The sequence below is a fragment of the Cellvibrio sp. GW822-FHT04B05 genome, from assembly GCF_058800985.1.
Map to the genome: position 1 here is coordinate 1 of NZ_JBXAMU010000003.1, position 13,957 is coordinate 13,957.

Here is a 13,957-nt window from a genome sequence, read left to right on the forward strand (position 1 = left end):
CTGCAGGAGGCTGGTATAACACCCTCAATGACAGAGGGTTATGACTGTTACCAGAATGCATTGGCAGAGCGAGTCAAATTTATGTCCATATATGGCCCATATTTGGACTCACAGTAAAAACAAGCGTATCCTTAACAGGTAACTAATTATCCGGAGGGGCTTATGTCCTTATCAATAGGATCACGTATTACTACCGTGTCGGCTTTTAAGAAGGCACTGGCATCAATGGATGTATCAGAGCCTGTGATCGTTACCCAAAACGGCGAGCCATTGTATGTGGTGCAAGACCCGGTTCAATTTGAAATGCAGCAAGAGCAGATGGCACTGTTGCGGATGCTGTCTTTTGCAGAAAAGGATGTGAACGCTGGTCGCACTTTGTCTTCCGTCCGGCTTCGCGACGGTTTAAATGGACTGGTGGATAAAGGATTGGTAGATAGTGACTCCGAGTAATATCGAATATTCCCAAACATTTGAGCGTCAGCTCCACGACCGTTTTTACTACCTTGCCAGGCACATAGGCCAGAAAGCCGCAAAAGATTTATTGGATGATTTTCTTGATGGTTTTGAGGCTAGGGTTCTAGCGCATCCGAAAAGCTCCCCTTTGTGTGAAGAAACTGCTGACCTTGGCATGACAAACTATTGCGATTACGTGGATCCAAAATGCCAGATGAGAGTGATATATCGCACAGATAAAACTAAAGGTATGGTCTATGCCCTGCTCTTTCTAAACACCAGACAGAGTATTCGGCAAGCGCTGATTCAATACTGCTTACGTCAAGAATGACAATTTACCCAGCACATTAACATTAAAGAATTCGTTTAAAAGGAAACAACCATGCTCGATATCCTCGTCCTTGCCGCCGGTAAAGGCACCCGTATGCGTTCTGATTTACCCAAGGTATTGCACCCGATTGGCGGCAAAGCGCTGGTGCAACATGTAGTCGATACTGCGCGTCAGGTTGGCGGCGAGCAGATCCTGATTATCGTCGGCCACGGTGCGGAAAAAGTTGAAGAAAGGATGGCCGCGCCTGATGTGAAGTTTGTATTGCAAGCGCAACAACTCGGTACTGGCCATGCGGTGCAACAAGCGCTGCCGCAATTGCGCAATGATGCAACGGTATTAATCCTCTATGGTGATGTTCCACTGACACGTGCAGAAACCCTGCAAAAATTAATTGCCGGTGTGAATGAAACACAAATGGGTTTGCTCACGGTCAATATGCAGGATCCGACCGGATATGGCCGCATCGTCCGCGATAATTCCGGCGCAGTGATCGCGATTGTCGAACACAAAGATGCCACTGACGAACAAAAAAAAATTGCTGAAATAAATACGGGCATCATGGCGGTTAAAGCGGTGCACTTACAAAAATGGTTGCCGCAATTAAACAATAATAATGCGCAGGGCGAGTTTTACCTCACCGATATTATCGCCATGGCCAAAGCGGATGGTATTGCGATTCACGTCGAACAACCCAACGCGGTTGAAGAAGTGGAAGGAATTAACAATCGCCAGCAACAAGCCGCCCTTGAACGCTTTTATCAACAACAAAAAGCGAATGAATTGATGGTGGCTGGTGTGACTTTGCTTGATCCGGCGCGCATTGATATTCGCGGCAATTTAACTGCTGGCCGCGATGTGGTTATCGATGTGAATTGTGTTTTTGAGGGTGATGTTGTGCTTGGTGATGGTGTTGTCATTGAACCTAACAGCATCATTATCAACAGCAAAATCGGCAACAACACGCACATCAAAGCCTTTAGCCATATCGAAGATTCCGTGCTCGCCGATCATTGCGATATCGGACCTTATGCGCGCTTGCGTCCGGGAACCCATCTTGCAGACGATGTAAAAATCGGCAACTTTGTCGAAACCAAAAAAGCGGTGATTGCCAAGGGCAGTAAAGTGAATCACTTGAGTTATATCGGCGATGCAACCATTGGCAGCAAAGTGAATGTTGGTGCCGGCACAATCACCTGTAACTATGACGGCATTAATAAATTCAAAACCGAAATTGGTGATGACGTTTTTGTTGGCTCTAACTCAGCATTGGTTGCGCCGGTAAAAATCGGTGCCGGCAGCACCATTGGTGCCGGCTCGGTAATCACTAAAGATGTTGAAGAAGTTGAGCTTGCCATCGCACGGAGCAGGCAGCGTAATATCCAGGGCTGGGAACGGCCAACTAAAAAGTAATGATCGACAAAAAACAAAGGAGCCAAATCGGCTCCTTTTGTATTTTTGGGTAGCAATTTGATTGTTTTCACCTGTTTGTCAGGTTGCTGACGTGTTCCTATTTATTTGTCCCGCGCACAATTTCTCCACCTCAATACACAGGTGACGACATGATTATTAGAAAACTCAGGCTGCAACGCGGCTGGTCGCAAGAACAATTGGCAGAGGCTGGCATATCCAGGATATCTTCTGGCCATTTATCGGTTGGGGTCTGGGTCTAACCATGCATGGGCTTTGGTCATACGAAGTGTTTAGTTGGATAACGCCCAACTGGGAACGCAAGATGGTTGAAAAGCGTTTGGGAAGGAAACTGTAAATGACAACGAGGCCCTGGCGCCTCGTTTCAGACCGCTAACAAACTATTCGGGCCAAACGCCGGGCGTTTTATTTTGAATGAGCTATGTATCCTATTTTTGCGGTACGACTTTCAGTAGTGATCAAAATTGGTAAAAAGTGGGATGAATAGTACAGAAGAAATACCAATGATCACGACATAAAAATAGTTATAACATCGACCACCACAATTGCATTGCTCTGGCTTTTCGTTAGGCGCCGCTGTCGCGCTGAGTTCGCAAAAAACCGGGGATTAAACCATGAACAAAAATTTGATCAGTGCCTTGGCACTGGGTGTGAGTGCATTGTTATTATCAAGCGTAAGTAATGCCTACGAATGCGGCAGTCTTACCCAATACCAAAATGGCCAGAGTTACACTACGGGCCAAATCGTCAAAAATAGTAATCGCGCATTTTCCTGCACGGTGGGTGGCTGGTGTTCGCTAGGCGGCCCTTATGAGCCGGGTGTTGGCTGGGCGTGGACAAATGCGTGGAGTGATTTAGGTTCATGTGGATCAGTGGCGACGAGTTCATCTACCGCGCCAGTATCAAGCAAATCTTCATCCAGCCTGCTGTCATCAAGTTCGAATTCCAGTTTACCGCCTTCCAGTAAAAGCTCATCGAGTGTAGTCAGTTCAAGTAAGTCTTCCGCGAGCAGCCTGACAAGTAGTTCACGATCTTCGCAATCGAGCATTTCCAGCAATTCGTCTGGAATTGGAGCGCCGTCGGTATATAGCAATAATTTCCAACAGCACACTGCCGGTGCTTATACCGCTGCCAGATTCAGTGCGGATTGGGGCTTTACGCCGGGAGCGTCTGCCGGTGTAGCGGATAATCGTCTTAGTGTTGTGACTGATCCGCTTGAGTCCGGTAATCGCGTGTTGCGCGTAACCTACAAGGCTAACCAGATTGGCGGCAGCTCTGCCTCGGTGTTCACTTATCCGATCCCGGGTGGGCCGCACACCCAACTTTGGCTGCAATACAAACTGATGTTTGATAACAATTTCACTTGGGTAAAAGGTGGCAAGCTTCCGGGGCTGGCGGGTTACAACGGCACCAAACCAACCGGATGCGTCAACAATAGTCTGCTGGATGGATTCAGTGCGCGCTTTATGTGGCGTGAAAACGGCAATGGGTTTTTGTATCTCTACAATCCGGTAAAGCAAGATGAATGTGGAGACTATTCGCCGCTTGCGAGTTTTTTCACCAAAGGGCGCTGGTATACCATCACCAGTTTTGTTGAGTTGGGAACAGCCAATCAATACAACGGGGTTGTCACAACTTATATTGATGGGATTGAAGTATCCCGAGTATCCGGGTTGATGTTGCGCAATTCCGCTGCGGTCAGTATCGATAAGTTTTTATTTGAAACTTTTTTCGGTGGCAGCACTACGGATTGGGCACCCACTACCGACCAGTATTCCTATTTTGACGATATCACTATTAGCACTACGAGCCGTTTAAGTGAGGTGACCACCGGCGGCAATAATAATGGTGGGAATATTAACCATCCTATAAGTGGCTACAGCCTCTGGCAAAGCAACAAATCCTATAGTCAAAGCGCGCGTGTTTATCTGCAGGATAGCTCGAATACCTATCACTATTACCAGGCGCGCTGGGGGGTGTCCGCCAACAAAAGCCCGCTGCAAAATTCCCTGCCGGAAAATTATGTGGGCGTTTACAGCCCGGTAAGGTTGGATAATGGCCAACCCTGGGTAGAATTGATTAATCCTTGATGACAATCCCGGTGCCCATGAATCCAATATGGCACCGGGTTGTTTACCAGAGGATGCTGGAAAAGTATAAAAATCGCTTATCTCTTTACTGTGAAACCGTTATCATCCGGTAATTAAATCAGATAATTAATAAGAGTGATTTATGAGCCAGTCTGCATCTGCATTGTCAAAATTATTTCTCGGCCTGACATTCATCGGATTGATCACTGCCTGTGGTGGTGGAGGTGGTGGTTCGGGCAATGTTAAACCCAGCTCTACACCGGTGACTGTATCCAGCCAAGCCCCGGCGGTTTCGTCGGTCGCACCGTCATCAACACCTGCATCCAGTGCTGCCGCGAGTTCTTCTGCGAACGGCTGCCAGCAACCGGCGTCTTCATCGGCTATGTTTGTGCCAAGTGCTGCTTTATTGGGTAATGCGACCATCAGTAATTTTATTGTGGTGGATCAATTTGGTTATCTACCGGACGCTAAAAAAGTCGCGGTGATTCGCGATCCGCAAATCGGCTATGACGCTGATCTTAGTTTTAACCCGGGCGCGTCCTATGAGTTGATTAATCTCGATACCAATACGGTTGCTCTTAGCAAAGCCGTTACTAGCTGGAAATCCGGTGCGACCTTTGATGCGGCTGGCGACAAAGCCTGGTGGTTTGATTTCTCCAGCATAACCACGCCGGGTACCTACGCGATTTTGGATAAAGCTAATAACGTCCGCTCACCTAGCTTCAAAATTTCAACGACGGTGTACAAAACCGTGCTTAAGCACGCAATGCGCACGTTCTACTATCAGCGCGCCGGATTGGCTAAACAGGCGCCTTGCGCCGAAGCGGGTTGGACCGATGCAGCCAGTCATATAGGTGCAGGTCAGGATAAAAACGCCCGTCTCTACAGCGATAAAAATAACGTCGCGACAGAAAAGGATTTATCCGGCGGTTGGTACGATGCGGGCGACTACAACAAGTACACCAACTGGCACGCCTACTACCTCGTCGCCCTGCTCCATGCCTATGCCGAAAATCCCAATGTCTGGACTGACGATTACAACATTCCCGAGTCCGGCAACGGCATTCCCGATATTATCGATGAGATCAAATGGGGTTTTGATTGGCTGAAGAAAATGCAGAACAATGACGGTTCTGTACTTTCAATCCTTGGGCTGTCGCACAGCAATGCTGCAAACCAGCACGCCAGCCCACCATCGACTGCGACAGGTGCCAGTTATTACGGCCCGGCAAATACTTCGGCAACCTTGACCAGCGCCGGCGCATTTGCGTTGGGCAGTAAAATTCTGGGCAGTATGGGTAATGCCGAACTTAATACCTATGCTGCTGATTTAAAAACCCGCGGTGAAAAAGCCTGGGATTGGGCAATCGCCAACCCGAATGTCATCTTCCGCAATAACGAAGGTGCATCAGCAGGTTTGGGTGCCGGCCAACAGGAAGTAGACGATGCAGGCCGTGCGACGAAAAAACTCACGGCGGCGATCTACCTGTTTGCTGCGACCGGATCATCAACCTATCGCGCCCATGTCGATGCCAATGCTACCAATGCAACCAACTGGGTTGCGCCATGGAATGAGCCGGAGTTAACGGCTTGGCTGTATTACGCCAACTTGCCGGATGCGACCGCTACAGTCACAAGCAGTGTAAAAAACCAATACCAATCCGCACTTAATGCCAATGATAACTGGCCGGCTGTACACAACGGCAATGATCCTTATCGCGCCTTTTTAGGCACCAGCAACTTCACTTGGGGTAGTAACCGCACTATGTCGCGCAAAGGCCAGACTTTTTACAATCTGATCAGTTACGGCGTAGGCACCCCGGATACAAACGAAGTGCGCAACGCGGCAGTCGGTTACCTGAATTACATCCATGGCACCAATCCACAGGGCATGGTTTACCTCTCCAACATGTACAGCCTTGGCGTCCACAGCTCAGTCAATGAGTTCTACCATTCCTGGTTTACCAACGGCAGCGCATTGTGGGATAGAGTCGGTACATCAACCTACGGTCCGGCACCGGGATTTTTAGTGGGTGGCCCTAACCCGTCCTACGACTGGGATAGCAATTGCACCTCCAACAGCCCGAATGCTGGCTGTGGCGCTGCAGCACCCAATCCGCCCAAAGGCCAACCGGCAATGAAAGCCTATCTGGATTTCAATACCAGTTGGCCATTGAATTCCTGGCAGGTCACCGAAAACCACAATGACTATCAGGTTGCCTACGTGCGTTTGCTTTCAAAGTTCGTCCCCAATCCTTAGTTGTTAAAAGATCAAGTAAAAGGCATTTGTCGCAGGACAAATGCCTTTTGTCGTTTTAATTGACATATTTCGTCAAAAATCTTGCTTAAAAGTTTCGAAAGTTTAAAATATCTTTCAAATCGAAACTTATGGGCAAGTCGAGAATGACAAAACGCAATACCCAGCAGCGCCGCCGCGCGATAATCGACCTGCTCAATGCCAGCGGTGAGGTCAGCGTAGAGACGCTGGCGGAGCACTTTTCTACCTCTGAGGTCACTATCCGCAAAGATTTAGCCGCATTGGAGTCCAACGGTTTGTTACTACGTCGCTATGGCGGCGCGGTATTGATGCCGCAAGAATTAATCAATGATCCAACCAGTGAAAAAATTTCACTCCATAAGCAAGCCATTGCCAAAGCCGCCGCCCAATTGATCCGCGACCACAACCGCATCATCCTCGACAGCGGCAGTTCCACTACCGCCGCGCTCTTGCCTGAATTGTCCGGCAAGCAGGGTTTGGTGGTGATGACCAATTCCCTCAGTATCGCCAATGCCCTGCGCGAACTGGAAAACGAGCCCACTATTTTGATGACGGGCGGCACCTGGGACCCAAAATCCGAAGGCTTCCAGGGCCAGCTCGCCGAGCAGATCCTGCGCTCCTACAACTTCGACCAGTTTTTTATCGGTGCCGACGGATTGGATCTGGAGCGCGGCACAACAACATTTAACGAACTCTATAGCCTCAGCCGGGTGATGGCGGAAGTCGCACGCGAAGTTATCGTGATGGCGGAATCCGACAAGATCGGCCGCAAAATCCATAACCTGGAATTGCCTTGGTCAGCGATAAAAGTATTGGTGACTGACGACGGCATCGACGAACAAAACAAAAAGAAAATTGAACAACAAGGTGTGCAAGTCATTTGTGCATCTGCATAACAATTTATAAAAAGCGTTAAGACCACGATTTACAAAAACAAAATATTTTTACTACTACTAAACAGCTCAAGGAGTTAATCATGTGTGGAATCGTCGGCGCAGTAGCGCAACGTGATGTGGTGGATATTCTGGTAGAGGGATTGCGTCGCCTTGAATATCGCGGTTATGACTCTGCCGGTGTGGCCGTCGTTAACAGTAATGGTGAATTGCAGCGTGTTCGCCGTCTGGGAAAAGTAAAAGAATTGGCGGATGCGGTGCACTCCACGCCAACGCCGGGTGGCACTGGTATCGCACACACCCGCTGGGCAACACACGGTGAGCCGAGTGAGCGCAATGCACATCCGCATTTATCAAAAGACCATATTGCGGTAGTGCACAATGGCATTATCGAAAACCATGCGTCGTTGCGCAATTTGTTGCAGGAAGAGGGCTATATATTTACCTCGGATACCGACACCGAAGTTATCGCGCATTTGGTGCAAAAAGAATTAAAAAATACGGATAGCCTGTTAAAAGCCGTGCAGAAAAGCGTAAAAAATTTGCACGGCGCCTACGGCACAGTATTGATGGATAAAAATGATGCATCACGCTTGGTAGTCGCGCGTTCCGGTAGTCCACTTGTAATTGGATTAGGTATCGGCGAAAACTTTATTGCTTCTGATCAACTTGCGCTGTTGCCGGTAACCCGCCGTTTTATTTTCCTGGAAGAAGGCGACGTTGCGGAAATCACTCGTCACAGTATCCGGATCTTTGATAAAGGCGGCGTAGCGGTTGAGCGTCAAATTCATGAATCAACTGCCAGTTATGACGCGGGTGATAAAGGCCAATACCGCCATTTTATGCTCAAGGAAATTTATGAACAGCCTAACGCAGTGATGAGTACGCTCGAAGGTCGTTTGAGCAGCGAATCGGTAATGGACGAAACCTTCGGCAATGGCGCTGCCGATTTATTTAAAAAAGCAAAACACATCCAGATCGTTGCTTGCGGCACCAGCTATCACTCCGCAATGGTCGCGCGCTATTGGCTGGAATCACTCGCCGGAATTTCCTGCAACGTAGAAATCGCCAGCGAATTCCGCTATCGCAAATCCTTTGTACAACCCAACAGCATGGTTGTGACAATCAGCCAATCCGGTGAAACGGCGGATACACTTGCGGCATTGCGTTTAGCAAAAGAACTCGGTTATTTAGGTAGTTTGAGTATTTGCAACGTGGCCGGTTCATCGCTGGTGCGCGAATCAGATCTCGCGTTTATGACCCGTGCCGGAGCAGAAATTGGTGTAGCCTCTACCAAAGCATTTACCACCCAATTGGTTGGTCTGGCGATGTTGGTATTAGCGATTGGAAAATACAATGGCCTGTCAAATGAACAACAAAAAGAGATGGTCACTGCATTAAAAAATCTGCCGGCAAAATTGGAAGAGTCGTTAGCGTTAGCACCAAAAATCGAAGCACTTGCCGAAGAGTTTGCCGATAAACACCACGCACTTTTTTTAGGCCGCGGCGACCAGTATCCGATCGCAATGGAAGGCGCGCTAAAATTAAAAGAAATTTCCTACATCCACGCCGAAGCCTACGCTGCCGGTGAATTAAAACACGGGCCACTCGCATTGATCGACGCGGAAATGCCAATCATCGTTGTTGCACCGAATAACGACTTGCTGGAAAAATTAAAATCCAACGTGGAAGAAGTGCGCGCGCGCGGCGGTATTTTGTATGTGTTTGCCGATGAAGATGCAAAGTTCGAATCTGATGCGACCATGCGTGTAATCAATATTCCGCATATTCATCCATGGTTAGCGCCTATACTCTACACATTGCCATTGCAATTGCTGAGCTATTATGTAGCGATTATCAAGGGTACTGATGTTGACCAACCACGTAACCTCGCAAAAAGTGTGACAGTGGAATAACGTGCAATAACCCCCCCGGAGGGGGGGCAGTGTTAAATAATTAGTAATACTAACCCAGCAGTGACCTGGTTAAGACCAGGCTACTGCTGGTTTTTTTATTTTCAAAATGTTGCAGTTTGTAATAATCACTGATCACAGAAAAATAAAAAATTAAATTAATAAAACTATATTTTCTTTGCTATCGAAATCACCTTCAATATTTTTGGTTCACGCCAGTGATTTACGATTATCATTGATTGAAACAGTTGCTCGCTCTTTTCAGTTAATCCAATCTGATAACTTTGGTTCATATCAATGGATACTAAAGCCATACTGTTATCTACCATGGAAATTCTTAATGAACTTATATCAATGTGAATATTTGTAAGTCGCTTTAGGTCTTGCAAATGCTTTTCTATTTGAGATGCATTAAATGTTTCAACATGGCCTGTTGAATGTGAAACATCCATTGAAAAGCCAGGGTGATACTTAGAGATCATACCTTCAATATCGGCATTTTTTACCGCATTTTCGTGATCTTGTAAAAAACGTACTACTTTCTTTTCATCAAGAGGATTCAACCAAGAGGCAATATCAGGTATAAAGTTAACTATTGTTACTATTATTCCGAGCAAAGTTGAAAAGAAAAAAACATATTTATTAATGCGGTTAAAACGAAAAATTGACAATTTGAAAATTCCAAAATAGTAAAAATTGATATTAAACCAAGTTAAAAATAAATTTTCTCAGATTTGCTGATAATTCATTATTACGAGATATTACACAAAGACGCCGATGCCTTTGGTGTTTTATTTCTTACCAAGTCTAATTTATAGATCAAATAAACTTTACTGAAAAGGTAATCGTTTCTGAGTCGGGCACAAAAGACAGATTCCAATTACAGTGCACACAGAGCCGACTAATCAACTCAAGCCCCAGGCCCCCGCCATTGCGGCCGCTTTTGCGCGCGAGCCGGCCGTACATTTCGCTGATTTCCTGCATGGTCATTTCTTTATTGGTATTTTTAATGGTGACCGTTGAATCTTTATCCAGGCTGATAAAAATTTCTCCGCTGTGAGAATTTTCAATGGCATTCCTGAGTAAATTTCCTAATGCACATTTTACCATTTGCAGCGGTGCTATAATTTCCGAGGCCTGCAGTTCTTCCATTTTAATTTCAATATTTCTTTCACTGGCCAGGAAGGTGTGCTCTTTTATTATTTCTATTAATAGCTGATCAAGAAAAATCAATTCACTATTTTCCTGAACGCGGGCTGGATCTTTGGCGAGTACCAGCAAAATAGCGATCATTTCATTTACGTCACTGATCGATCCACGCACACAAGTTAAACGGCCCTTAACATTGTCGGGAATATTTTTTTCATCGAGGGATAGTTTTACTACGCCATCGATAACCGACAGTGGCGTTCGCAACTCATGGCTCGCCATATTGATAAAATCGCGTTCCCGCTCCAAAAATTGTTCGTTACGTTCGATATAGGTGTTCATTGCATCGACAATTACTGCGATTTCCCTGCTTGAGTTAGCGGGTAATAACAGGCGCTGGTTTTGCTTGTCCGGCGTTAGCCGTTGAATTTGTTGTGCAAGTTCTTGCAGAGGTTTGACCAACCATCCCGCTGCCCATGCAATAAAAAGACAAAGGATAAAACTGACAACTCCTGCAGCAATAAAAATAGTATTCCTGGCTTTTGCTTCGGTCCGCTCAAGATCATCAATATGCAGTAGCAAAACAAGCGATTGCTCACCGATCTCCCTGATCAATAGCACTCTGTTTTTTCCTTCAAATATAAATTCATCATGCAACCCTGGTCCAAGTTCAAGCAGTGGTGCATGGCGTTGATTATTTTCATCCAAAGCGAACATTGCCATGGCGTCAGTGTTTGGCCACTCATAGTCGGGGTCAACTGCGCGCCGGTTAATCAAATAATCCATTTCGCTTTTCAGCGATGAATTCCACACGAGTTTCTCGGCACTTTCGTTGACGACAAAGTCATTGGCCAATACGCCCAGTGTCAGCAATATCTGATAAGTGATTAAACCGATAATAATTTTTCTGCGTAAACTCCAGCGATAGTTAAATTTTTGCAGCGCATTAGTTGAATTCATAAACTCGCCAGGCGGTAGCCGATTCGTGGAAGGGTGTGAATGAGTTTGTTAGGAAAAGGTGCATCAATTTTACGGCGCAAGTCATGGATGTAAGCACGCAGCTTATCGCTGCCCGGAGGGCTATCACCCCAGATACATTCTTCAAGTTGCGTGTGGGTGACAATTGACGGACTCGCCTCCATAAGAAGGCGCAATAATTTTTTATACATTGGATAAAGTTGGATGGATTGTCCGGACCGACTCACTTCCATTGTAGAAAGATCAAAGCGCAGATCGGCAATTTCCAAAATACGCGCTTTGGCCGAACGGGACGTGCGCGCAATCAACGCCTCCATACGCACTTCCAATTCCAAAAACTCAAACGGTTTGGTCAAGTAATCATCCGCACCTGCATGGAAGCCGCTGACTTTATCCGGCAGTTCCGCGCGTGCGGTCAGCATGATGATGGGCACAGTGCTGTGGTGCTCTTCGCGCAATTCTTTTAACAATTGGAATCCGTCCAATTTGGGCAGGTTCCAATCCAGAATAATGCCATCGTACTGCTGGGTCGTTGCCAGCCACCGTCCCACTAACCCATCGGGCGCGGCATCCAATATGTGTCCTTTCGCTTCAAAATAATCGAATAAATTGGCTACCAGATTTTGGTTGTCTTCAACAATAAGCAGCTTCATTTTTCTCAATCCACAAGGTTGATCTGGTTCTGCAGGAGACAGTTTGCAGGGACAAAATAAGGACGGGGTGCCCGCTACAATAGCGCGCACTCATTCTTATTAACGATTGCTATTAAATATCAGTGAAACCAACTTGATAAGTCAAGAAATGTCTATGAATTCAAGTAGCGGCATTATGAGAAAAGCGAAAGCGGCAGATCACCTGGATTTTGGCGAGCGTTACTTTGCGGTTTCGCAGCTCAAGCATGCCGGCTTGGCGGCGACAGACTCCCGGTTGAAAGTGCTCGCTACCTTTTATTCTACCCATGGATCAAAGCAATCCATCCTTGATATTTACCGCACCTTGCAAAAAAACAAAACACCGGTGCCCTTTTCCACTATTTACAGTGTATTGAGCCGTTTTGCTGAAAAGGGCATTTTAGTCTCCCGGATGCAGATTAATGGTGCGAAACACTACGAGGTAAATTGTGGTGCTAATCCTTCACATATTGTTTGCTACAAATGCGGCAAACGGTTGAGTTTTTTTAACTACCAATTAATGGATGCCTGCAAAAAACAAATCCAACATTTAGGTGTTGATACCGAAGAATTTTCCTTGTCAATAAATGGTAGATGCAAAGCCTGCGCTGTTTAGCATGGCTATGTGTGAAAAAGGATTCTTTAGCGTTATCCGATTATAAAAATAGTTACAAAGTTCGCATAAAAAAATAACAGCTTGAACTTATGCCTTACCTGGGAATCATTTCTATTGTTAGTCAAAACCTTCTAATCCAATACGGAGATTACACTATGCGTACGCTTATCCTTGCGACCCTAACCCTGTGCAGTGCAACTGCTTTTGCCGGTCCACAATGTACAACGGCCGATAAATCAACCTGGTTAGACCAAACTAAATTCCAGCAGGAATTAAAAGAAAAAGGTTACGAAATTAAAGTATTTAAAGTAACCGACGGCAATTGCTACGAAATTTATGGCTGGAACAAAGACAAGAAAAAAGTTGAAATTTATTTCGATCCGGTTTCAGGTAAACCGGTCAAAGAGGAAATTGACGAGTAATGTCACCACAAACCGAAAAACTCTGGGACCCGCTCATCCGGTTGTTCCACTGGTCGATAGCGGGAATTTTTATTGCCAACTATTTCTTCAATGAAGCGGGGGATTCCTGGCACCAATGGTTAGGTTATATCGCCGTGGCTTGGTTGGTGGTGAGATTTTTCTGGGGTTTTTTCGGCGCCGGCGCGGCGCGTTGGGCAGATTTTTTCCCGACGCCTGCACGGCTTAAAACACATATCAGTGCTTTGATAAAAGGCGAACATTATCACCGCATGGGCCATTCACCCTTGGGCGGCTTGGTGATGATCCTAATGATGCTCTGTATTTTATCACTGGGTATCACCGGTTTTATGATGGAAGAAGTTGATTATTTCTGGGGCGAAGATTGGGTGCAAAATCTGCATGACGGGATTGCCAGTACTTTATTGGCGCTGGTATTAGTACATATAGTCGCTGCCTTGTTTGAAAGCTATCGCTTAAAGGAAAACCTTCCGTTGTCGATGATTACTGGCAACAGGCGCAAAGTAGAATAAATAACTATAAATGGCATCGCACACATTATTTAATCTGGATATAGACGGCCGCATCTTTTGCCAAACGCGCGATCTGGCAGACAGGGTACCAAGCGGATTACACGCAGCCTCATGCGTATTTATGCGCCACACAAAACTCACCGCAGCGGCTAAGGCTTTTATCGATGTGATGGGCGTGGTTTAAATCCACCGGGCAATAGACCGG

14 protein-coding genes are annotated in these 13,957 nt (G+C 46.4%); 11 read left to right on the forward strand and 3 right to left on the reverse strand.

All coding sequences use genetic code 11. The features are described from left to right. Window positions 1-162: 162 nt before the first annotated feature. From AC1RJL_RS09955 to glmS, 8 genes are all read left to right on the forward strand, one after another. Window positions 163-450 (forward strand): hypothetical protein, encoded by a 288-nt coding sequence (locus AC1RJL_RS09955; RefSeq protein ID WP_492913474.1) that lies wholly within the window; start codon window positions 163-165, stop codon window positions 448-450. Beyond that, window positions 437-784 carry a hypothetical protein gene (locus AC1RJL_RS09960; RefSeq protein WP_492913476.1) on the forward strand — a complete coding sequence of 116 codons (348 nt, stop codon included), beginning with the start codon at window positions 437-439 and terminating at the stop codon, window positions 782-784. Before AC1RJL_RS09955 ends, AC1RJL_RS09960 begins: the two co-directional genes overlap by 14 nt. A 51-nt stretch (window positions 785-835) precedes the next feature. Further along, window positions 836-2,194, forward strand: coding sequence for a bifunctional UDP-N-acetylglucosamine diphosphorylase/glucosamine-1-phosphate N-acetyltransferase GlmU (gene glmU / locus AC1RJL_RS09965; RefSeq protein ID WP_492913478.1), 1,359 nt, complete (start codon window positions 836-838; stop codon window positions 2,192-2,194). Between the two features lie 262 nt (window positions 2,195-2,456). Continuing rightward, window positions 2,457-2,549 (forward strand): hypothetical protein, encoded by a 93-nt coding sequence (locus tag AC1RJL_RS09970; RefSeq protein ID WP_492913480.1) that lies wholly within the window; start codon window positions 2,457-2,459, stop codon window positions 2,547-2,549. 277 nt (window positions 2,550-2,826) lie between these two features. After that, window positions 2,827-4,302, forward strand: a complete 1,476-nt coding sequence (locus tag AC1RJL_RS09975; protein ID WP_492913481.1) for a polysaccharide lyase — start codon at window positions 2,827-2,829, stop codon at window positions 4,300-4,302. 142 nt (window positions 4,303-4,444) lie between these two features. Then, entirely contained in the window at window positions 4,445-6,562 is a 2,118-nt protein-coding gene (locus AC1RJL_RS09980; RefSeq protein ID WP_492913483.1) for a glycoside hydrolase family 9 protein, read from the forward strand. Between the two features lie 143 nt (window positions 6,563-6,705). Continuing rightward, the gene (locus tag AC1RJL_RS09985; protein ID WP_492913485.1) at window positions 6,706-7,476 is read left to right on the forward strand and encodes a DeoR/GlpR family DNA-binding transcription regulator; all 771 of its coding nucleotides are present in this window, start codon (window positions 6,706-6,708) and stop codon (window positions 7,474-7,476) included. Window positions 7,477-7,556: 80 nt separating this feature from the next. After that, a complete protein-coding gene (gene glmS / locus AC1RJL_RS09990) occupies window positions 7,557-9,389 on the forward strand; it encodes a glutamine--fructose-6-phosphate transaminase (isomerizing) (RefSeq protein WP_492913487.1) in 1,833 nt (610 codons plus the stop codon). Between the two features lie 164 nt (window positions 9,390-9,553). Here the strand turns inward: glmS and AC1RJL_RS09995 are convergent, their stop codons facing one another. From AC1RJL_RS09995 to AC1RJL_RS10005, 3 genes are all read right to left on the reverse strand, one after another. Next, window positions 9,554-10,057 carry a hypothetical protein gene (locus tag AC1RJL_RS09995; protein WP_492913489.1) on the reverse strand — a complete coding sequence of 168 codons (504 nt, stop codon included), beginning with the start codon at window positions 10,055-10,057 and terminating at the stop codon, window positions 9,554-9,556. Window positions 10,058-10,205: 148 nt separating this feature from the next. Further along, a complete protein-coding gene (locus tag AC1RJL_RS10000; protein WP_492913491.1) occupies window positions 10,206-11,495 on the reverse strand; it encodes a sensor histidine kinase in 1,290 nt (429 codons plus the stop codon). Further along, window positions 11,492-12,166, reverse strand: a complete 675-nt coding sequence (locus AC1RJL_RS10005; RefSeq protein ID WP_492913493.1) for a response regulator transcription factor — start codon at window positions 12,164-12,166, stop codon at window positions 11,492-11,494. Before AC1RJL_RS10005 ends, AC1RJL_RS10000 begins: the two co-directional genes overlap by 4 nt. Window positions 12,167-12,320: 154 nt before the next feature. Between AC1RJL_RS10005 and AC1RJL_RS10010 the strand changes: the two genes are divergently transcribed. The 3 genes from AC1RJL_RS10010 (at window position 12,321) to AC1RJL_RS10020 (ending at window position 13,752) form a co-directional block, all read left to right on the forward strand. After that, window positions 12,321-12,800 (forward strand): Fur family transcriptional regulator, encoded by a 480-nt coding sequence (locus tag AC1RJL_RS10010; protein WP_492913495.1) that lies wholly within the window; start codon window positions 12,321-12,323, stop codon window positions 12,798-12,800. A 155-nt stretch (window positions 12,801-12,955) separates the two neighbouring features. After that, entirely contained in the window at window positions 12,956-13,222 is a 267-nt protein-coding gene (locus tag AC1RJL_RS10015; protein WP_492913497.1) for a PepSY domain-containing protein, read from the forward strand. Beyond that, window positions 13,222-13,752, forward strand: coding sequence for a cytochrome b/b6 domain-containing protein (locus AC1RJL_RS10020; RefSeq protein WP_492913499.1), 531 nt, complete (start codon window positions 13,222-13,224; stop codon window positions 13,750-13,752). Before AC1RJL_RS10015 ends, AC1RJL_RS10020 begins: the two co-directional genes overlap by 1 nt. Window positions 13,753-13,957 lie beyond the last annotated feature (205 nt).